Annotated in this window: 18 protein-coding genes; 7 read left to right on the top strand and 11 right to left on the bottom strand. The window is 39.4% G+C overall.

Going from position 1 to position 22,181, the window contains the following annotated elements:
* Positions 1 to 3: 3 nt before the first annotated feature.
* Genes H4J63_RS01435 through H4J63_RS01420 form a run of 4 tightly spaced genes read right to left on the bottom strand, consistent with a single transcriptional unit; the run spans position 4 to position 4,637 of the window.
* Complete coding sequence (locus tag H4J63_RS01435) at positions 4 to 903, bottom strand: Dyp-type peroxidase (protein WP_182193972.1); 900 nt, start codon at positions 901 to 903, stop codon at positions 4 to 6.
* A gap of 48 nt (positions 904 to 951) precedes the next feature.
* Positions 952 to 2,001, bottom strand: coding sequence for an ABC transporter ATP-binding protein (locus H4J63_RS01430; RefSeq protein ID WP_182193971.1), 1,050 nt, complete (start codon positions 1,999 to 2,001; stop codon positions 952 to 954).
* A complete protein-coding gene (locus H4J63_RS01425; protein ID WP_182193968.1) occupies positions 2,002 to 3,633 on the bottom strand; it encodes an iron ABC transporter permease in 1,632 nt (543 codons plus the stop codon).
* On the bottom strand, positions 3,633 to 4,637 hold the full coding sequence (locus H4J63_RS01420) for a Fe(3+) ABC transporter substrate-binding protein (RefSeq protein WP_165725142.1): 1,005 nt from the start codon (positions 4,635 to 4,637) through the stop codon (positions 3,633 to 3,635). The genes H4J63_RS01425 and H4J63_RS01420 overlap by 1 nt, the downstream gene beginning before the upstream one ends.
* Before the next feature lie 936 nt (positions 4,638 to 5,573).
* Here H4J63_RS01420 and H4J63_RS01415 point away from each other — a divergent pair.
* Positions 5,574 to 6,089 carry a hypothetical protein gene (locus H4J63_RS01415; RefSeq protein ID WP_182193965.1) on the top strand — a complete coding sequence of 172 codons (516 nt, stop codon included), beginning with the start codon at positions 5,574 to 5,576 and terminating at the stop codon, positions 6,087 to 6,089.
* Between the two features lie 10 nt (positions 6,090 to 6,099).
* On the opposite strand, the gene H4J63_RS01410 is transcribed toward H4J63_RS01415, so the two are convergent.
* The 5 genes from H4J63_RS01410 to pdhR form a co-directional block, all read right to left on the bottom strand.
* Complete coding sequence (locus H4J63_RS01410; protein ID WP_024594643.1) at positions 6,100 to 6,780, bottom strand: tRNA-uridine aminocarboxypropyltransferase; 681 nt, start codon at positions 6,778 to 6,780, stop codon at positions 6,100 to 6,102.
* A gap of 136 nt (positions 6,781 to 6,916) precedes the next feature.
* Complete coding sequence (gene lpdA, locus H4J63_RS01405; RefSeq protein WP_182193963.1) at positions 6,917 to 8,341, bottom strand: dihydrolipoyl dehydrogenase; 1,425 nt, start codon at positions 8,339 to 8,341, stop codon at positions 6,917 to 6,919.
* A gap of 205 nt (positions 8,342 to 8,546) precedes the next feature.
* The gene (gene aceF / locus H4J63_RS01400) at positions 8,547 to 10,466 is read right to left on the bottom strand and encodes a pyruvate dehydrogenase complex dihydrolipoyllysine-residue acetyltransferase (RefSeq protein WP_182193960.1); all 1,920 of its coding nucleotides are present in this window, start codon (positions 10,464 to 10,466) and stop codon (positions 8,547 to 8,549) included.
* A gap of 10 nt (positions 10,467 to 10,476) precedes the next feature.
* Positions 10,477 to 13,143, bottom strand: a complete 2,667-nt coding sequence (gene aceE / locus H4J63_RS01395; RefSeq protein WP_024600130.1) for a pyruvate dehydrogenase (acetyl-transferring), homodimeric type — start codon at positions 13,141 to 13,143, stop codon at positions 10,477 to 10,479.
* A gap of 90 nt (positions 13,144 to 13,233) precedes the next feature.
* The gene (pdhR, locus tag H4J63_RS01390) at positions 13,234 to 13,983 is read right to left on the bottom strand and encodes a pyruvate dehydrogenase complex transcriptional repressor PdhR (protein WP_008170672.1); all 750 of its coding nucleotides are present in this window, start codon (positions 13,981 to 13,983) and stop codon (positions 13,234 to 13,236) included.
* A 771-nt stretch (positions 13,984 to 14,754) separates the two neighbouring features.
* On the opposite strand from pdhR, the gene H4J63_RS01385 reads away from it, so the two are divergent.
* The gene (locus H4J63_RS01385) at positions 14,755 to 15,207 is read left to right on the top strand and encodes an REP-associated tyrosine transposase (protein WP_182193957.1); all 453 of its coding nucleotides are present in this window, start codon (positions 14,755 to 14,757) and stop codon (positions 15,205 to 15,207) included.
* Positions 15,208 to 15,460: 253 nt separating this feature from the next.
* On the opposite strand, the gene ampE is transcribed toward H4J63_RS01385, so the two are convergent.
* On the bottom strand, positions 15,461 to 16,312 hold the full coding sequence (gene ampE, locus H4J63_RS01380; RefSeq protein ID WP_182193954.1) for a beta-lactamase regulator AmpE: 852 nt from the start codon (positions 16,310 to 16,312) through the stop codon (positions 15,461 to 15,463).
* A 13-nt stretch (positions 16,313 to 16,325) separates the two neighbouring features.
* Positions 16,326 to 16,880, bottom strand: coding sequence for a 1,6-anhydro-N-acetylmuramyl-L-alanine amidase AmpD (ampD, locus tag H4J63_RS01375; RefSeq protein WP_182193952.1), 555 nt, complete (start codon positions 16,878 to 16,880; stop codon positions 16,326 to 16,328).
* A 326-nt stretch (positions 16,881 to 17,206) separates the two neighbouring features.
* Between ampD and nadC the strand changes: the two genes are divergently transcribed.
* The 5 genes from nadC (at position 17,207) to coaE (ending at position 22,119) form a co-directional block, all read left to right on the top strand.
* Entirely contained in the window at positions 17,207 to 18,058 is an 852-nt protein-coding gene (gene nadC / locus H4J63_RS01370) for a carboxylating nicotinate-nucleotide diphosphorylase (RefSeq protein ID WP_182193949.1), read from the top strand.
* Positions 18,059 to 18,541: 483 nt separating this feature from the next.
* The gene (locus H4J63_RS01365; protein ID WP_220467108.1) at positions 18,542 to 18,970 is read left to right on the top strand and encodes a pilin; all 429 of its coding nucleotides are present in this window, start codon (positions 18,542 to 18,544) and stop codon (positions 18,968 to 18,970) included.
* Positions 18,971 to 19,044: 74 nt separating this feature from the next.
* Complete coding sequence (locus tag H4J63_RS01360; RefSeq protein WP_182193947.1) at positions 19,045 to 20,274, top strand: type II secretion system F family protein; 1,230 nt, start codon at positions 19,045 to 19,047, stop codon at positions 20,272 to 20,274.
* A gap of 308 nt (positions 20,275 to 20,582) precedes the next feature.
* A complete protein-coding gene (locus tag H4J63_RS01355) occupies positions 20,583 to 21,476 on the top strand; it encodes an A24 family peptidase (RefSeq protein ID WP_182193944.1) in 894 nt (297 codons plus the stop codon).
* A 1-nt stretch (position 21,477) separates the two neighbouring features.
* Entirely contained in the window at positions 21,478 to 22,119 is a 642-nt protein-coding gene (gene coaE / locus H4J63_RS01350) for a dephospho-CoA kinase (protein WP_182193941.1), read from the top strand.
* Positions 22,120 to 22,181: the final 62 nt, after the last annotated feature.

Below are 22,181 nucleotides of genomic sequence, written 5' to 3'. Positions count from 1 at the left end.
AAACTAAATTTGTTTTAAAAACCCGACTGAAGGCGCAAAGAAAGCAGAGCCCATATCGGCTTGAGTAAAATCAAGCCAGTGGTCGTAGCAATCCCCTTCCCCTAAACGACTATTAAGTACTTTTTCAAATGCGGTGCCCGTACAAGCGCATGTAATTGATAACATTCCCTGCTCATACACGTCGCCATAAGGCATGCTTTGATTTAATAGTAGCGGTTGTCCGTCTTCGTCTTTTAGCTCACTTCGCGAAGCATGGCTGGTTTCGACCGCTGGAGTAATTAGCGTGTTATCAAGACGCGTACGTCCCATTATTTGCTCTTGCTCACTCAATGATAAATGCTGCCACATAGTTAAATCATGTTTATAACGCTGAACATGAATATAACTCCCCTGATCTTCAAAGCTACCAGGGTTGCTAATTAAAGCCGTAGCGCGCTTTTTTCTTCCATGAGCTGTATCGCCACCATAAATAAAACCGTTAAAATCACGACCATCTAAAAAGCGAAAATTACGAATTTGCTCCACCAGCTCAACATCGGGGGCAAATAATTTTAAAATTTGCAGCGCAAATAAATGGTTAACATCTTCACGGTCAGAGCGAATTTGCACAAATAAATCGCACGGTTGTACGCTCATTTGGTGATCGCTATGGGTTATATTGGGAAAGCTCTGTAATTCGCTTGGAATGTATTCAGGGAGGATATGCGGCCAGTATTGCGCACCAATAGCAACCATACAAGAGAGCATTGATTCTGAAAATTGATCGCTAAACTCTTCTTCTATAGCGCTTACTTGTTTTAACTTTGCGCGAAGTGATTCGTCTTGACCATCAAACACATTAAAAAATAAGTGCAAACCGTGTAAGTTTGCTTCAGCACAAATCCCTGATTGCGCTTGCGCCATTGTTATTCCTTAGTTTTACAGATAAAAACACAGCGAATAACAAATTAATTACGATTCGAAAAAATTCACCGTGTGAGGTTTTATTTTTATTATAACCTGATCATTATTTTCAAATGACTGGCCATATTGTGCTGCAACTTCAATTTCTTGTTCATCAATAACAAGCGAATAAACATACGCCGAACCAATAAAGCGACGACTTATGATTGTAGCTCGCTTGCTGAATTTGTCACTTTGGTTATCTGCCACTAATTCTATTTGATGAGGGCGCACATATATAAGCCCTGCACTTACATTATGCTTACTCTCAACATAAGATTCGACTAAACCAAATGGTGTTTTATATTCAGTTGCGGTTAACACTTCTGCGCTTAAGTATATGCCCTGACCCAGAAACTCTGCAACCTCCTTTGAACATGGAGCTGCAAAAAGCTGCTCAGGCGTGCCTTGTTGCTCAATTTTACCGCGATGCATAATGGCCAGTGTATCTGAAAACGCAAACGCCTCTTCTTTTGAATGTGTAACAAACACAGCAGATACTTGAGTTGCCTTAATAATTCGACGTATATCGGCAATTAATTCAAAGCGTACTTGTGTGTCGATGTTTGAAAAAGGCTCATCAAGGAGTAATAAACTAGGTTTATAAGCTAATGCACGAGCAATCGCTACGCGTTGCTGTTGGCCACCCGATAACTGATGTGGAAACCTGTCAGCACAGCCAATTAAATGTACCAGCTTAAGCATTTCATCAACGCGTTGCTGCTTTTGAGCTTTACTCATTTTACTAAGCCCAAATGCAATATTATTTGCCACCGTTAAATGCGGAAACAACGCATAGTCTTGAAACATCATGCCGATGTTACGGTGCTCAGGCGAGACAAACGATTGCTCATCACTCACTAATTTACCGTCTATAAAAATAGACCCTTGCTTAGCTTCAATTAAACCTGCAATCGCTTTTAACGTGGTCGTTTTGCCGCACCCACTCGCTCCGAGTAGACAAACAATTTCATCTTTACCCACTGTTAAATCTAAATCGTGAATAACCTTTGTACCGTTATAGTGATAGCTCACGCCTTGTAAAATTAAACTACTCATTTAACTACGCTGCTCCATAGAACGATTAATAAAATACAAAGGAATAAACCCAACAATAACAATAAATAATGCCGATATAGAAGCAAGCTCTAACTGCTCGTCACTCACATACTGAAATACATGAGTAGCTAAGCTTTCAAAATTAAACGGCCTGAGCAATAGCGCAGCCGGCAGTTCTTTCATGCACTCAATAAATACCAATAACGCAGCAGTAAGCAATCCTCTTCGCAGTAAAGGTAGGTGCACTAAACGCAGTGTTTGTCCTTGGCTTTTACCCATTGATTGGCTTGCCATATCAAGTGATGGGCTAATACGTAAAAAACTCGACTCAATTGCTCCGTGTGCAATGGCGTAAAACCTAACAATATAAGCAATAATAATAGTAAGAATGCTACCTGTAAGCAGTAAGCCAATATCTAAATTATACGGCTCGAGCGCTGTGTTAATGGTGTTCTCTAATAATGTAAGTGGTAACAAAACCGCAATAGCGAGTACTGTGCCAGGCAACGCATATCCTGTGCTTGCTAAACGCCCAGGAATAAGCGGATACGTTTGCTTTGCCACACGCTGATAAAAAACGACAAAAATACTCAACGTAATCGTTATTAGGCTCACAACCCCAGCCACTTTTAAACTTTGCCAAGCGTAACTAAAAAACTCTACATTCCATGCTTTATCAAAGTAGGTAATGGCGTAATTTATAAGTACTGCAATAGGGATTACAAACGCGATAAATAAAATAAAGCTGCAAAATGCCGTTGCGAGCCAAGCTGACTTTCCTTTTAATACATAGAGAGATTCACTATTTACACTTGATTGGCGCTCAAATACCGCTTGGTTACGACGACTAAAGCGCTCTGCCATTAATGCTAAAAATAACAGTAATAACATCACACCCGATATTTTAGCTGCCGCTGTAAGTGAGTAATAACCAAACCACGTATCGTATACGGCAGTCGTTAATGTACTTACGGCAAAATAACTCACTGTTGCAAAGTCAGCCATGGTTTCCATACTTATAAGCGCAAGAGCCGCCACAATAGCCCCACGAGAGAGTACTAAGCTTACTTTAAAGAAACTTTGCCAAGAAGATAATCCCATTAACTGGCTAGCTTGTACTAATTTGAATGACTGCTCGCGAAGAGCCGTTTTAAAAATCAAAAATAAATACGGATAAAGCACCAAGGCAATCATAACGATGGCCCCGGGTAATGTACGTATATCAAAAAACCAATAGTCATTAGGCGATTGCCAGCCAAACCATTCTCTCAGCGCTATTTGCACCGGGCCCGCATAATCTAATAAATCAGTGTATACATAGGCAATAATATAGGTGGGCATAGCAAGGGGCAGCATAAGTGCCCATTCAAACTGTTTTTTACCCGGGAAACTACAGTAAGCCGTTAGCCACCCAAGTGGCAAAGCTATGGCGCAGCTAAGGACGCAAACACCTAAAACAAGCAATACGGTATTGGTTATGTAATCCCAAAGCACGGTATCCCACAGGTGAGAAAACACCTCAGAGCTACCTTGTAGAGATTCAAAAAGAAGAAAAAACAACGGGGCCGATAGAATTAAGCCAGTCGACCACGCAAAGAGCTGCCATTTAGACAGCTTAAATTTATTAGTCATTAAAGATCGAACTTCACCTCATCAATTAGCTTAAGTGCTAACGGACGATATTTACTAATCTCATCAAGTGGCAAGCTGTCTTCTTTAAAGCTACCCCAAGAGGCAACCAAACTTGATAGTTCAACACCCGACTTAACTGGATACTCCATATTTAATGAGGCATACATGTTTTGTGCTTTGCTGTCGGTCATATATTCTATGAGCTTTAATGCATTTTCAGGGTTTTTAGCATATTTGGTAATAACCGCACCCGATACATTTATGTGTGAGCCACGATTAGTTTGATTCGGAAAGTTAATATTTACGGCTTCAGCCCAACCTTTTTGTTCTTTATCTTCTAGCATTTTACCAAGGTAGTAACTATTACCTAATGCCAAGTTACATAAACCTTCTTTAACGGCTTTAACTTGAGCACGATCGTTACCTTGAGGCTTGCGTGCTAAATTAGCCTTAACACCTTCAAGCCACTCTTTAGTTTGCGCTTCACCATGGTGTGCAATCATAGAAGCCACTAAACCTAAATTATATGGATGTTTGCCAGAGCGCGTACAAATTTGTCCTTTGTATTTAGGGTCTGCTAAATCTTCATAAGTGAGCTTAGGTAACTCACCAACTCGCTCTTTTGATGAATACACATTACGCACTCGCTTAGTAAGCGCAACCCATTGGCCATCACCGTCACGAAAGGCGGCTGGAACATTATTATTTACACTGTCACTTTTTATAGTTTGTGTTAATTTTAAATCTTCTAATTGAATAAGCGCGCTAAAGTTAGAGGTTAATACTAAATCAGCTTTACTGTGCTTGCCTTCGCGTTTAACACGCTCAATTAGCCCTTTTTTAGCAAAAACAACATTGGTTTTTATTCCCGTTTGTTTTGTAAAATCTTCTAAAATTGGCTGAATCAAAAACGGCTGACGAAAAGAATAGATATTAACAACGTCACTTGCAAAGGCTGGTGCCGATGCTGCTAATCCTAAAACAAGTGTAAATACTGTCTTCATTATTTCACCTAAATAATTGTTATTATCATCGAATTCTACCGCGCTCATTCAAAAAGCGCACACTTTAAATAAATGTAAATATGTAAATAACGCCCAAAAAGGAAATGCAGTGTAAGAGATGTCTCACGGATGTGACAGCTAATGAGTAAAAATCAAGATAAAAAACACAAAAAAACAACCTAACAACCTGTATTAATTTAACTTTTACATTATTACTATTGCATAAATACTAATTGAACGTAGTTTTATCCCTATTTTAGTTGCTCTATTGCACTATAATTTACGCATCAACCAAGCAATGACGCTTATTGAGTAAAAGGAAATGGATTGCTTACTCAACCAACCAATGATTAGGTTATCAGGACAACACGGATTTTAGGACAGGCTCAGGATGAGTATCACAACGCAATGTTGTAAAAAGGATAGCGTCAGGAAGATGCAAAAAGGATAACAACACGGCTAAGTTGTTTAACAGGATGTTGAAGGAATAAATGGACAGGCCTTCAAGGCAACACAATGGATTGGTTAAAATAGGGATACACTAGGAAGTGTAATTAAGGATTTGGTAATGGTATTTACCCTACAGGATGTTCAGGAATTTAAGGATACAGGCCCGGACGGTCTACATTACATAGAACTAAAAAGTAATATAGTAATAAACATGGATTAGTGAAAATTGGAGTTGATTAAGTTCAATTGCAGGATGCAGAAAATTAGAAGATTCCGCAAGCGCGCCTAGAGATAGAGCGCGCTTTTCTTTGCCTAAAATTTGGGTGAGTAAAGCACTGAGCAACTATCACTAATCTTTACTGAGTAATATCGCGTCACAGCAAATCAATGCTAAGACCTTAAAATACTTTATTAATATTTTAAATTTCGCTAAGTTTTTTATTAATTGCGCCGATAACTAAATAACGCAAGGATCATAAATACTCAATGGATATGAATTTTAAAACATCTCAAAGTAATACCTTTTTATGTAAAGTATCAGACGCAAGTACAGCAAAACCAATTGGTGTATTTAGTGCCCAAACCCCCAGCGTAAATCCCTATAAAGCTTTATTTAACCCCAAAGGTTATAACTTTTTAAATATGCCAATGAGTGAGTTTAAAAATATACTTAACGAAATTATTCAGTTAGAACGCGATATTTCTATTAGTAAATGGGGGGAAGGTGCTCGTCCTGATGAGTTTAGTTATCAACTTAATAGAATAGCAGACGCAATTGCAACGACTCAATTTAATGGCAAAATAGACATTAACTGCTACTTTTTAAAACGAGTTGAAGAAGCAAAAGAAATGATTGGTGAAGACTGTATCTCGTTTATTCAAGTGCATAATAGTATAAGTCAATTGTATAATACTGTTTTACAATTAACATCTGAAGAAGGCTTCAGAGCAATTCAAAATAAAGCACTTGCTCACTTAAAAAATCAGCAAGCATTTGCTTAACTTCGTAAAATTAACCTTCTAGCGGTCGGCCTTTATTGCGCTTACCCAATAAATACGCATCACGAAACTTAATAAAATGCTGCTCTAATTTTGTCGATGCATCCATTTCGCCCGCAAGTGCTAATACCATAATAGCCACTTCAGCAGTGCCTAGTTGATGCGCATGAGGGGCTACACGTAATCGGTAATCAGATAGTTTATCAGCAGTAACAGAAAGTACAGGCAAGTTATCTAAATAAGGGCTTTTGCGAATCATTTTTTTAGCTTCGCGCCACGTACCATCTAAGAATATAAATAGCGGCTTTTTACCTGATTCAATACTCACTTCTGTAATGGCTCTGCCCTCTTCTACATCTTCAGCAGGAAAGACGACCATAGGCTGATACTGCGAATCATTTATTAAAGCTAAAAGAGCGGGGTTAGGATCTGTTCTATCCCATCTAAAGGCGTGGTTATCTGGCACTATTTCAGCAATTAAACGCCCTGTATTAGAAGGTTTAAAGCTTTCATTATGATACATCAGTAAGCACACAGCGGCCTTACAATCTGCATGCTCAACACCTTTGCAAATACAGTAGTGCTTAGCAATCAGGCATTGTTCACAGCGATCTAATTTACCGCCTCGAGCATTAAACTCTCGACGAGATTCACTTATTTGTTGAGCGCGTAATGCTAAAACTGAGTTTTTCACTGTATTTACCTTCAATTAATTAAGCGCGCATTGTAACGACTTCTTGTTATTTAATCTTATATTTATCTAAGTTAAAAATAGACATAAAAAAACCCAACCGAAGTTGGGTTTTTTAAGCAAATACTAAGAAGTTAAATTACTTCTTTTTAGCTGCTTTTTTGTTTGGTAAATCAGTGATTGAACCTTCAAAAATTTCAGCTGCAAGGCCGATTGATTCATTCAATGTTGGGTGAGCATGAATTGTAAGCGCTAAGTCTTCACCATCAGCACCCATTTCAATACCTAAACCGATTTCGCCAAGCATTTCGCCCGCGTTAATACCGATCATAGCACCACCGATTATACGGCCACTTTCTTTATCAAAGATAAGTTTAGTAGAACCTTCAGTACGAGCAGATGCAATTGCACGACCAGATGCTGCCCACGGGAATACCGCAGTTTCAACTTTTAAGCCTTGCTCTTTTGCTTCTTTCTCAGTAACACCTACCCAAGCGATTTCTGGGTCTGTGTACGCTATTGAAGGAATACATTTAGGGTCGAAGAAATGCTTCTGACCAGAAATAACTTCTGCAGCAACATGACCTTCATGAACCGCTTTATGCGCAAGCATAGGCTGTCCAACTAAGTCACCAATTGCAAAAATATGGCTTACGTTAGTACGTAATTGCTTATCAACATTAATAAAGCCACGCTCATCAACGTTTACGCCCGCTTTTTCAGCATCAAGTAAGTTACCGTTTGGAGTACGGCCAACTGCAACAAGTACTTTGTCGTAACGTACTGGTTCTGCTGGTGCGTTTTTACCTTCAAACGTTACGTATAAGCCATCTTTTTTAGCTTCAACACCAACAACTTTAGTTGAAAGCATTACGTTGAATTTTTTGCTTACGTATTTTTGGTAAATTTTGATAATGTCTTTATCAGCTGCTGGTACTAATTGATCAGCAAATTCTACAACATCAATTGCAGAACCTAGCGCACGGTAAACCGTACCCATTTCAAGACCGATAATACCACCACCAAGTACAAGTAGCTTTTCTGGTACGTCTTTAAGTTCTAGTGCGCCAGTTGAATCAATTACACGGTCATCTTCTGGGATGAAAGGTAAGTTAACTGGTTTAGAACCTGCTGCAATAATCGCGTTATCAAACGTGATAGTTGTAGCGCCGTCTGCGCCTTCAACTACTAAAGTATTGCTGCCAGTGAATTTGCCGTATCCAGATACAACTTTCACTTTACGCATTTTGGCCATGCCTTCTAGTCCACCAGTTAACTGGCCAACTACAGAATCTTTCCAAGTACGAACTTGGTCAAGATCGATTTTTGGTGCGCCAAAAGTAACACCGTGAGATGACATTTCTGCTGCGTCATCAATCACTTTAGCTACGTGTAAAAGTGCTTTAGAAGGAATACAACCAACATTAAGACATACGCCACCTAATGTTTCGCGAGATTCTACTAATGTAACTTCTAAGCCCAAGTCAGCAGCACGGAAAGCCGCAGAATAACCACCAGGACCACCGCCTAGTACAACAACTTGAGTTTTTAATTCGTTGCTCATGCTTTTACCTTAATTGTTTGAACGGGACACTGCCCTAAAATTTAACTGCCATGTTTCTGCAAGGCAGAAAGAGTGAGCAGCGCACAAAGTGATGCAATTCGTACAAAGATTGTATCATTGCAAATGGTAAAAATCCCAGCTAAAAACAACTGGCTGGGATTTGATTCTATTTATTTTATTGCGTATACCAATTTTACTAAACTGGTTACATCACCAACTGGCGAATATCGCTCATGTAACTTGCAAGAGTCACAGTAAAGCGTGCAGCTAAGGCTCCGTCAATAACCCTATGGTCGTATGACATAGACAGCGGAACCATTAGTTTTGGTTCAAACTCTTTGCCATTCCATTTAGGTTTCATTTCAGATTTAGACACACCTAAAATAGCCACTTCTGGTGCATTAACAATCGGCGTAAATGCCGTACCGCCAATACCGCCAAGGCTAGAAATAGTAAAACAACCACCTTGCATATCAGACGATGTAAGCTTGCCGTCACGTGCTTTAACAGATACTTCCATTAATTCGCGTGATAGTTCAATAATGCCTTTTTTATCAACATCTTTAAACACTGGTACAACTAAACCGTTTGGCGTATCAACTGCAACACCAATGTTAATGTACTTTTTAAGGATTAAGCTTTCGCCGTCTGCAGAAAGCGATGAGTTGAATTTTGGAAATTCAGCAAGTGCTTTTGCAGCTGCTTTCATTACAAACACAAGTGGCGTAATTTTAACACCCAGCTTTTTCTTCTCGCTAAGCACATTTTGCTCTTTGCGGAATACTTCAAGGCTTGTGATATCAGCTTCGTCAAACTGTGTAACATGTGGGATTTGCACCCAGTTACGGTGTAAGTTTTTGCCTGATAGCTTTTGAATACGAGACAGCTTTTGCTCTTCAATTTCGCCAAACTTAGCAAAATCTACTTTAGGCCATGGAATAAGACCAAGCTCGCTGCCACCAGCATTACTACCTGCTGACAATTGACCCGACTCAACTTGCTTAACTAAGTTTTTAACATAGTTTTGCACGTCTTCTTTAACTATACGGGCTTTGCGACCAGTGCCTTTAACATTAGCTAGGTTAATACCAAACTCACGCGCTAAACGGCGAACAACAGGTGATGCATGAGCATACGCGCTGTTTTCTGTGAAGCTTTCATTACTTGCTTTTGCTGGTGCCGCTTGAGCCGGTGCCGACTCAGTTTTAGCCGCAGCTGCAGGTGCTGATTTTTCAGCTGGTGCAGGTGCTGCTACTGGCGCGCTGCCTGCAACTTCAAATACAAAAATTAATGAGCCTGTCGATACTTTATCGCCAGCGGCTACTTTAATTTCTTTAACTGTACCTGCAAATGGAGCTGGTACTTCCATTGCAGCTTTGTCGCCTTCAACGTTTAAGATTGATTGATCTTCTTCAACCGTATCGCCAACTGCAACCATAATTTCAGTTACTTCAACTTCATCGCCACCAATATCAGGTACATTCACTTCTTTAGTACTTGGTGCTGCGTTTGCTGTTGAGCTAGCTGCTGGCGCTTCTACAGGAGCCGACTCTTTAGCCGGTGCTGCAGATTCACTTCCTGCTACTTCAAAAACAAACACTAATGAGCCAGTTTTAACTGTATCGCCAGCGGCTACTTTAATTTCTTTAACTGTACCGGCAAATGGAGCAGGTACTTCCATTGCAGCTTTGTCGCCTTCAACGTTTAAGATAGATTGCTCTTCTTCAACGGTGTCGCCAACAGCAACCATGATTTCAGTTACTTCAACTTCATCATCGCCAATATCTGGTACGGTTACTTCTTTAGTTGAAGAACCTGTAGAAGCAGCAGGTGCTGCCTCTTCAGATTTAGCTGGAGCAGCGGCTGATGTATCTTCTTCATCAGTGCTTTCACTCTCGCCTTCAAACAAAAATACTAAAGAGCCTGTTGTAACGGTGTCGCCAACGTTTACTTTAATCTCTTTCACTGTACCCGCTTGCGAAGCAGGTATTTCCATTGATGCTTTGTCGCCTTCAACATTTAATAATGATTGATCAACATCTACTTTGTCGCCAACGCTTACTAATATTTCGGTTACTTCTACTTCGTCGTCACCAATATCAGGTACTTTAATTTCAATACTCATTGCAAACCTCTTATGCGTACAGTGGGTTAAGTTTGTTAGTGTCGATGTTGAACTTTTTAAGTGCTTCAACAACTACTGACTTCTCAACTTCACCGCGTTTAGCAAGTTCAGATAACGTAGCAACAACAACGTAGCCCGCGTTAACTTCAAAGTGACGACGTAGGTTTTCACGGCTATCAGAACGGCCGTAACCATCTGTGCCTAACACTTTGTAGTTGCTGCTTGGAATGAATGAACGCGCTTGTTCTGCGTAGTTTTTCATGTAATCCGTTGCTGCAACAGTCACAGAGTCGTTTAACACGCTTGTGATGAATGCTGTTTTTTGCTCGCCTTCAGGGTTAAGCATGTTGAAACGTTCAACATCTTGACCTTCACGCGTTAATTCGTTGAAAGACGTTACAGAGAACACGTCAGACGCAATGCCATACTCTTCACTTAGAATCGCAGCTGCTTTACGTACTTCAGTCATAATAGTACCTGAGCTTAATAGCTGTACGTTGGCTTTTTTACCTTCGTAACTTTCAAGCTTGTAAATACCTTTACGAATACCTTCTTCAGCGCCTTCTGGCATAGCTGGCTGATGGTAGTTCTCGTTCATAAGCGTTAGGTAGTAGTAAATATTTTCTTGGTCATCACCGTACATACGACGAATACCGTCTTGTACAATAACCGCTACTTCAAACGCGTAAGTTGGGTCATATGAAATACAGTTAGGAACGGTATTAGCAAGAATATGACTGTGACCATCTTCATGTTGTAAGCCTTCACCATTTAGCGTTGTACGACCCGCAGTAGCACCTAATAAGAAACCACGTGCTTGTTGATCGCCCGCCATCCATGCCATGTCACCAACGCGTTGGAAACCAAACATAGAGTAGTAAATGTAGAATGGGATCATTGGTAAATCGTTAGTGCTGTATGAAGTTGCAGCAGCAACCCAAGACGACATTGCACCTAACTCATTAATACCTTCTTGGAGCACTTGCCCTGATACAGTTTCTTTATAGTAAGAAACAATATCACGATCCTGTGGCGTATAGTTTTGGCCATGCGGATTGTAAATACCGATTTGACGGAATAAACCTTCCATACCAAATGTACGCGCTTCATCGGCAATAATTGGTACGATGTTTTTACCAATGCCTTTATCTTTTAATAAGATATTAAGTGCACGAACAAAGCCCATAGTGGTAGAAATATCACGTTTTTGCTCTTCAAGTAGCGGCTTAAATGCCTCTACTTCTGGCAACGCTAATTTTTCACTAAAACGTGGTATACGCTTAGGTGTATAACCTTTAAGTTCATCACGACGAGCATGTAGGTATTTATACTCAGGTGAACCTTCTTCAAGCTCTAGGTAAGGAAGTTCTTTTAACTGTTCTTCAGATACTAAATCGTCAAGACCAAGGCGTGAACGTAAATGTGCAACATGCGACATGTCCATTTTTTTCACTTGGTGCGCAATATTTTTACCTTCAGCTGCTTCACCCATGCCGTAACCTTTTACAGTTTTAGCTAGAATTACAGTTGGACGGCCTTTAGTGTCTTCTGCTTTTTTAAATGCAGCAAATAGTTTTGATGACTCATGACCACCACGCTTAAGCGCGAAAATTTCATCATCTGTCATGTCAGCAACAAGTGCTGCTGTTTCAGGGTAACGACCAAAGAAGTTTTCACGTACGTACGCGCCATCTTTAGCTTTATATGTTTGGTAATCGCCATCAACAGTTTCGTTCATTAACTGTAGTAACTTACCCGTTGTGTCTTTAGCTAGAAGAATATCCCAACCGCTGCCCCACACTAGTTTAATTACGTTCCAGCCAGCGCCTTTAAACAAGCCTTCTAGCTCTTGAATAATTTTACCGTTACCCATAACTGGGCCGTCTAAACGCTGTAAGTTACAGTTAACTAAGTAACAAAGGTTATCTAGTTTTTCACGTGCAGCAAAAGAGATTGCACCACGTGATTCTGGCTCATCCATTTCACCGTCACCTAAAAACGCATATACACGTTGGTTTTTAGTGTCTTTTAAGCCACGACCATCTAAGTATTTTAAGAAGCGTGCTTGATAAATTGATGAAATAGGACCTAAGCCCATTGATACCGTAGGGAACTGCCAAAATTCAGGCATTAACTTAGGATGTGGGTACGATGGTAAGCCTTCACCATCAACTTCTTGGCGGAAGTTATCTAGCTGTGCAGCCGATAAACGACCTTCAACAAACGCACGTGCATAAATACCAGGAGAAATATGACCTTGGTAATAAACTAAGTCACCACCGTCTACATCATTTGGCGCTTTAAAGAAGTGGTTAAAACACACTTCATAAAATGCAGCAGATGATTGGTAAGACGCCATATGGCCGCCTAAGTCGAGATCTTTTTTAGATGCACGTAGAACGATCATAATCGCGTTCCAACGTATAATTGAACGAATACGACGCTCAAGATTTACATCACCCGGGTAAGCAGGTTCTTGATCTACAGGAATAGTATTAACGTAGTTCGTGGTAATACCCGTTGGCATATCAACGCCATCTAAACGGGCTTGCTCTAATACTTGCTCAAGTAAAAACTGAGCTCGTTCAACACCTTCTTCGCGCACAACTGATTCAAGAGCTTGTAACCACTCTTGTGTTTCTAGCGCGTCTACGTCAATTTTATTGACTTCAGACATATGGAGGTTTCCTTATGTTTAAAATACGAATATTGTTAATTTAATATCACAGCTACTTAATTTGTGTGTTCAAAGTAGTTATGTACTAACTTAATTTTGTTTAGTGCGTCTTAAACTACGTTCAATTCGCGAATGTTCTTTGCCTGCTTCAAGTAGTGCTTCTTCAATAAACGCTAAGTGCGCATTACTTGCTAAACGGGCTTGTTCTGGATTACCGTCAATAACGGCATCCATTAATAAACGCCTGTGCTCGGCTAACTGACTGCTAATATCTGACTTTTTTAATAAAACAGTTAAATTTTGCAATACATTTTGCTCAAGCAGCGCTTTCATGCCTCTTACTAAATGCAGTAAAACCACATTATGCGAGGCTTCTGCCACGCTAAAGTGAAATGCATTAATTGCTTTTGCTTTTTGCTGTAAATCATCATTAACGAGGGCAATTTTATCAAAGCTTTCTTTCACTTTACTAAAATCGTTGCTGGTTCCGCGTAGTGCCGCGTAGTAAGCAGCAATCCCTTCTAATGCATGACGAAATTCAAGTAAATCAAACTGCGACTCAGGGTGTTTACTAATCAAATCAAAAAGTGGATCAGTAAGCCCTTCTTCGAGCTGATTTTTTACAAACGTGCCGCCACCTTGGCGACGCGTAACTAAACCTTTCGCTTCTAATTTTTGAATTGCCTCACGCAGTGACGGGCGAGACACTTCAAATTGCTTTGCTAGTTCACGCTCTGGTGGCAACTTTTCACCTGGTGCTAACGAGCCTTCAAGAATCATATTCTCGAGTTGCTGTAAAATAACATCAGATAACTTTGCTGCTTTGATCTTTAAAGACATGAATCAACGTCCGCGTTGTATAAATACCAAGAGCCCATAAAGCGGGGCTTTGAGTAGTATGATTTACCCAAAAGGTAAATTGGTCATACCAAAAATTTTCAATACGGTATCAAAAACCTTATTAGCTGTCAATTTACAGGTAATTTGAGCAATTAAAGTAGCGTAACGCATTTTGAACGAAGATTAAACAATGCGCAATTTACAAAAACTGTTATAACGTTAATAGGATGAAAACAATTGGTCTGACCAGAAAAATAGAGTGTTAACTCTAGTTGAATTTATTAAAAAAATTAACAACAGGATAAAAGTAAACCACAATGCGCGATATAAAACTGCGACTACGCAATATCGTAGCAGCGGGTTTACCCCGCGACCATTAGCCTAGCAATCAACTAAACGTAAAACACAATGCGCGATGTAAAATCGCGACTACGCAATATCGTAGCAGCGGGTTTACACCGCGACTATTGTGCAAGCAATTACCTAAACGTAAAACACAATGCGCGATGTAAAATCGCGACTACGCAATATCGTAGCAGCGGGTTTGCCCCGCGACATTTAGCAACTAATCTCCCAACCGAGAAACACAATGCGCCATATAAAATCGCGACTACACAATATCGTAGCAGCGGGTTTATCCCGCGACATTTAGCAACTAATCTCCCAACCGAGAAACACAATGCGCCATATAAAATCGCGACTACGCAAATTTATAAAAATTGCATATGCTTTAAATTCGTGGGTCTGTGATTGCTAAAATACAGGTATGTTATGCATCGTTCATATTTATTACGAAAGGGAAGAGTATCAAAAGCAAACCACTATTATGCTATAACACTGGTTTGTCATGAGCGAAATAACCTACTAACAAGCTTAATAATTAATAGAGCTATTATCAATGAAATGAGGAAATTAGAAAGAGAGCAACAGATTAAATCAAATACTTTCGTGATAATGCCAAACCATATTCATTGGTTACTACAATTATCCGATAGCGCAACATTAAGCGAGGTAATTAGAAGCTTCAAAGGACGCTCAGCCACGGTGTATAGACAATTTGGCAGACAAAAGCTTTGGCAAAAAGGGTTTTATGATCACTTAATAAGAAATACCGAAGACTTAAATAGATGCGCTAGATACATAGTCGCAAACCCTTTGCGTGCAAATTTAATAGAAAATATTGCAGACTACCCATATTGGGATAGTATTTATCTAAACTCGTAGCAGCGGGTTTATCCCGCGACATTTAGCAACTAATCTCCTAACTAAAAAAAACACAATGCGCGATGTAAAATCGCGACTACACAATATCGTAGCAGCGGGTTTACCCCGCGACATTTGGCAACTAATCTCCTAACCAAAAAACACGATGCGCGATATAAAATCGCGACTACGCAATCGTAGCAATGGGTTTACCCCGCGACATTTGGCAACTAATCGCCCAACCGAAAACACAATGCGCGATATAAAATCGCGACTACGATAGTCCGCCAAATAATGTAAGTAGCGCTATAAGTACTAAATAAAATAATACATTGCGCTTAACAAGCTTAATCATACAAGTGGCTTCGTAGGTACAGCCGTAATAACGCTTTTCAACTTGCTCTGCAGCCAGCGCAGTACATGTTACTACTTCTCGGTTTGGAGATTTAAAGTTAAGTACGTAACGTAACCAACAGCTCGTGCCTTTATTAAAGTTACCTATTACTAAATAACCAAAGCTTGTAATACGTGCAGGTAACCAGTCGAGCCAAAACAATAGTTTATGTATAAGTTTAAAACGCTTAGCAAATATTACTTTATGATCTTCTCGTACTAAATCAGCTAAAGTACGTACCAGTGCATATAAAACCGCACCTGGAGCACCTAAAACAACAAACCAAAAAATAACCGCACAGTAAAATCTAAAGTTAACCCAAGCCAATGTTTGCCCAAAGGTTTCACCACCATCGATGTCATCAGTACGCTTTTGACCTATTTGCAACGCATATAAAGATGCAGCAGTACCGTCATCTCGCGTTAACGCATTTAAGTACGACTTATATAAAGCACGCTGCTTAGCACAACCAAAGCAAACCAAAAGCACCGCGATATTAATGCCCAGCTGCCACAATACAAAATCTGACAAACAATAAATTAGTGCCACCGCAATCACTGGGAGTAAAAGCCAAATTAAAAAGCCCGGTGCTGAGCTAAATAAGCCCTTATCACCAAGTAATTTATTAGAGCGATTTAAATAACCATTTGTGTAATAGCTTATCTGCCAGTAATTAGACCGAGCCCCTAAACGCTCCAGAATTAATGCAATTATTATAGAAACTAAAATCATGGGAATAACTCTCTTAACTTAGTTGTTCAAGCATATTAAAAAACAATGGCCAATTAAAGCTACTGCCAGGATCGGTTTTACGTCCCGGGGCAATATCGCAATGCCCAACAATACGCGAAGGGGTAATTTTTGGATAGCGTTGTATTATAGATTTACTAAGTGTAGCTAATACTTCGTATTGCGCTAAAGAGTATGGCGTGGTGTCGGTACCTTCAAGCTCAATGCCAATGCTAAAGTTATTACAAGCAGATACGCCCTCAAACTCAGATTGCCCGGCATGCCAAGCACGTTTTTCAAAAGGCACGTATTGTATAACCTCACCGGTGCGCTTTATAAAGCAATGGGCCGACACACGTAAATTTTTTAAGTCACTAAAACTCGAGTGAGCATTGCAGTCAATGCTACCCATAAATAACTCATCAACGAAAGGTGTACCAAACTGCCCTGCTGGCAATGATATATTGTGAATCACCAATAAAGAAATATCAGCCTCATCAGGGCGCTCATCAAAATGCGAACAAGGCCGCTGCGCTACCGTACTTAAAACACCGTTTAAATCTATTTTCATGATACGTTTATTATATAAATATCAAGATATACATAGCACTGATGCTAAAGGATTTATTAAAACAATGATAGTGACAAACAGGTATAAAACCCTACCTGCAAATAATTCAAACCCACACGTAGGTACTAATTTACGTCTGCTCATGTAACGTAAATTTTGAAATTAAAAGCGAGGTATAAAACCTCATCTACAGATAATACAAATCCACACGTAGATACGAATTTACTTCAAGCGCTTATCTTTATATTGGCGAAAAGGCAATCGCTTCTCTTTCTTTTATAAACATAGTAAAATTTGCTTAATTTATTAACGCTTATGAGCATTCCATGTCTATTTCGCACACTCTTATTACTCAGCTTGTTACTCTTGCACTTGACGAAGATTTAAATTATCAAACAGCACAAGAAGGCGATATTACCGCGCAATTGATCCCTCAAAATGAGCAAGCAAACGCCAAAGTAATCACCCGCGAAGACTGTATTTTTTGCGGAAAAGACATCATCCTTGAAGTATTTAAACAAGTAGACCCAAGCGTTAAGGTTAATGTACTTATTAATGATGGCGACGCAGTTAAAGCAAACAGCACATTATTTACAGCCACTGGTTCAGCGCGTTCAATATTAACTGCCGAGCGTACTGCACTTAACTTTGTACAAACGTTATCGGGTACAGCCACTACTACAGCACATTATGTAAAAGAACTAAGCGGCACAACAACGCAACTACTCGATACACGCAAAACCATACCAGGCCTTAGAGCACTTCAAAAATACGCAGTAAAATGTGGCGGCGGTGCAAATCATCGTATTGGTTTATTTGACGCATTTTTAATTAAAGAAAATCATATAGCGGCTTGTGGCACAATAAACAAAGCCGTTGCTCAAGCTAAACAAAATCACCCAAACAAACCTGTCGAAGTAGAAGTAGAGTCCCTCCCAGAACTTAAGCAAGCAATTGAAGCTGGCGCCGACATAATTATGCTAGACAACTTTAGCGTAGAGCAAATTAAGCAAGCTGTAATTTTAACCAATAAGCGCGCAAAACTAGAGGTTTCAGGCAATATGACCCTAGAAACGCTCAAAACTTATTCACAAGCAGGTGTCGATTTTATATCAAGCGGGGCATTAACAAAAAACTTACAATCAATCGATTTATCGATGCGTTTTGAACAATTTTAAAGCAATAATGGGTAATTAATACCGCTAATTAATTGACAAGTTAAGTAAAAAAGCATTAAATAGCCCAAAAGGCTTACTTTGTAACAAATTGTTAAATAAAATCGCTTTTTTATAAGAAGATACGTGCTAAATACTAAAATAAAATGGTAGACTAATTCTGTTGTACTATTTTATTTAAAAAGGTAGTCATAAATAACTAGTACCTTTAGTTTTTAAAGACATAATTAAAAACTAAAGCAACTAAACTACTTACTTTATGCCTATACTATTTGTTGCTACAACATGTAGTGCATTTAGTAAACTTTTATAATTAGTACTAAACATAATGAATTCACATTCGGCTTTTGTGTTTCATACTCTAAAGCTAAAGTGTAATAAAATTAATTTTAAGTAAAACTGTAAAGTAAATCAGTTAAATTAAGTGAGGCATTTTGCCGCTTAAGTGATTTAAGTTACAAAAATCTATCCTTTAGGAGAGGAAACATGAAAACAATGACTCAAAAACAACAGGGTTTCACCCTAATCGAATTAATGATTGTTGTAGCAATCATCGGTATTCTTGCAGCGGTAGCATTGCCTGCTTACCAAGATTACACGAAACGCGCACATGTGAGTGAAGGCATGAGCTTAGCCGCAGGAGCTAAAGCAGCAGTAACTGAGACTTACGCTTCAACAGGAACGTTTCCAGCTGATAACGCAGCTGCAGGAATTGATGCTGCTACTAGTATAAAAGGTAATGCTGTAGACTCGGTTACGATTGCTGCAGGTGTAATTACAGTTGATTTTGATGATATAAAGGTCGGCGCTGGTACTCTTATATTAACACCAAAAGATGCTGGTGGTTCAGTAACATGGGCATGTACTGGTGGTGCAAGCATAGAAGCTAAGCTTTTACCTGCCAACTGCAGATAATCAATTGCTAAAATACTAAAGGCTAAGTAGTTTTTACTTGGCCTTTTACTTATTATCAGCTACGAGCTTACTCAATGGAACATAAAAAAAATGAAAAAGGATTAGATACGTTTATATGGGTTGGAGTTAGCGCTAGGGGAAAACGCTTAGAAGGCGAATTAACCGGCTCGAGTATTGCTTTAGTTAAAGCTCAACTTAGAAAACAAGGTATTACCCCTTCTAAAGTGAAACGTAAGCCAAAACCTCTATTTGGTATTCAAAACGTTCAAAAAATTACCCCCAAAGATATCGCTTTAGTCACAAGACAAATAGCGACCATGCTTATGGCGGGTGTGCCACTTATTCAAGCGATCGAAATGATTGGCTCAGGCTCCACCAACAAAAGTGTTGCTAAGCTAATGGGGGATATTGGCGATGAAGTTAAAGCAGGTCAGCCGCTTAACCAAGCACTAAGAAAACACCCTCGTTATTTTGATGATTTGTATTGTGATTTAGTGGCATCGGGTGAGCAGTCGGGTGCGCTTGATAAAATTTTCGACCGTGTTGCCCTTTATAAAGAAAAGTCTGAAGCCTTAAAAGCAAAAATTAAAAAAGCCATGTTTTACCCTATCGCGGTTTTAGTTGTGGCTCTTATAGTTACCTCAATATTGTTAATATTTGTGGTGCCACAGTTTCAAGATATTTTTAATGGCTTTGGTGCACAACTACCTGCCTTTACCTTATTTGTTATTGGTATATCTGAATTTATGCAAGAATATTGGTGGGTGATTTTAATAGCCATTGTCGGTTTTGGTTATGCTTTTAAAGAAGCCAAACTCAGAAGTTTAAAGCTCAGAGATGCAACAGATAGAGCCACATTAAAACTTCCTGTAATTGGAATGATTTTAAATAAAGCTGCTGTTGCACGATATGCTCGTACGCTTTCGACCACTTTTGCTGCTGGTGTGCCGCTGGTTGATGCGCTTGACTCTGCCGCTGGGGCTTCAGGTAATGCTGTTTATCGTTATGCCATTTTAGACATAAAAGCCGAGGTTAGCTCTGGTAATCAGATGAACTGGGCAATGCGTAACTCAAAAATATTCCCTGATATGGTAATACAAATGGTCGCTATTGGTGAAGAATCTGGCTCACTAGACGGCATGCTCGCAAAAGTAGCGACTATTTACGAGCAAGAAGTTGATGATGCTGTTGATGGCCTTTCAAGCCTACTTGAGCCACTTATTATGGCCGTACTAGGTGTACTTGTTGGTGGCTTGATTGTTGCGATGTACTTACCTATTTTCCAATTGGGTTCAGTTATTTAATACCTTTAAAAATATAAACACCTATTTAAAAACACACGTAGTCGCGATTTTACATCGCGCAATAATTGTAACAATCACGCAGTAATAGCAACCGTCGCGGGGTAAACACGCGGCTAAGCTACCTTGGTATAAACCGCGTAGTCGCGATTTTATATCGCGTTTTTAATTACGATTTTACATCGCGCAATAATGGTAACAGTCGCGGGGTAAACCCGCTGCTACGGTGCCGTGGTATAAACCGCGTAGTCGCGATTTTACATCGCGCTGTTAATTGGTATTATTAAAAAATTTTAGTTTTAGGTAAACAAATGCAAAGTATTATTGAAGTAATGCAAAGCCAATTGTGGTTTTATTTAACCACTATTGGCTTAATTAGTTTATGTATTGGTAGTTTTTTAAATGTGGTTATTTATCGCTTACCACTGATGATGCAACGTGAGTGGCAAAGCGAATGCCGTATATTGCTAGATGATGAGCTTACAGCCAATAAATCTAAACAAGCCAATATCAACGAGCCTTTTAACTTAGTAAAACCCAATTCTACCTGCCCTAAATGTAAAACAGCCATAAAGCCTTGGCAGAATATCCCTATAATTAGTTGGTTAATACTTAAAGGTAAATGCGCGAGTTGCAGTAACCCTATTTCTGCTCGCTACCCTGCTGTAGAGCTAATTACTGCCCTATTAAGTTTAATTGTTGCCTATAGCTTTGGTGCGACCGAGCAAGCCCTTTTATATATTTTTGTAACGTGGATTTTAGTCGCACTGACCTTTATTGATATTGACCATATGTTACTGCCAGATCAACTTACACTTCCGCTTGTATGGCTTGCACTTATTGCCTCGGTAATGGGTTACACAATTACACCAACCGATGCCATTATTGGCGCAGCTTGCGGTTATTTAAGCTTATGGAGTGTGTTTTGGTTATTTAAGTTACTAACCGGAAAAGAAGGCATGGGCTATGGCGATTTTAAATTGCTCGCTGTATTTGGTGCTTTGCTTGGCTGGCAGTCATTACTTACAATTATTCTGCTTTCGAGCGTAGTAGGTGCCATAATAGGTATTGCACTGTTGAGTATTCAAGGTAAAGACAAAGCGACTCCTATCCCTTTTGGGCCTTATTTAGCGATAGCTGGCTGGATTGCAATGCTTTGGGGCAACCAAATTCAAGGCACTTATTTTAATTTAATTGGTTATTAAAATGAGTGAGCAAATTACTAAAGTAAACAGCTGGGTATTAGGTTTAACAGGCGGTATTGGCTGTGGTAAAACGGCCATCAGTAACATGTTTGAAGAGCTTGGTATTACAATAGTTGATGCCGATATAATTGCGCGTGAAGTAGTACTCCCAAATAGCAAAGGGCTAAAAGCGATTACAGCCCACTTTGGCAAAGATATTTTATTGCCTGATGGCACATTAAATAGAACAGAGCTTCGCGCAAAAATATTTACTAACAACAATGACAAAGAATGGCTTAATGCGTTGCTGCACCCTCTTATTCGGATAAAAATACTAAACGATTTAAATAGTGCAACTAGCCCTTATGTTGTTTTAGTAGCGCCTTTATTATTTGAAAACAACCTTGATAAATATTGCGACCATACCTTACTTATTGACGTACCAAGCTGTGTACAAATAGCGCGTACAGCAAAACGTGACAACACAAGTCGTGAGCAAGTTAAAAGTATTATTGCCTCGCAAATGTCACGTGCCGATAAACAGCAAAAAGCAGATGATATTTTAAATAACGACCGAAGTTTAAACCTAGTGCATATAGAACTTGTTTATCTTCATAAAAAGTACCTACAATATGCATTACAGAACAAAACTAACTCACATTAACACTGTCCTAACTCACACAAACTCGTATTTTAGTTAGTAAAATCACAACAAAGAATGAAAGG

The sequence above is a fragment of the Pseudoalteromonas sp. 5Ae-yellow genome, from assembly GCF_014077565.1.
Taxonomy (GTDB): Bacteria; Pseudomonadota; Gammaproteobacteria; order Enterobacterales; family Alteromonadaceae; genus Pseudoalteromonas.
This window is presented reverse-complemented; position numbering and strand designations above follow the sequence as displayed.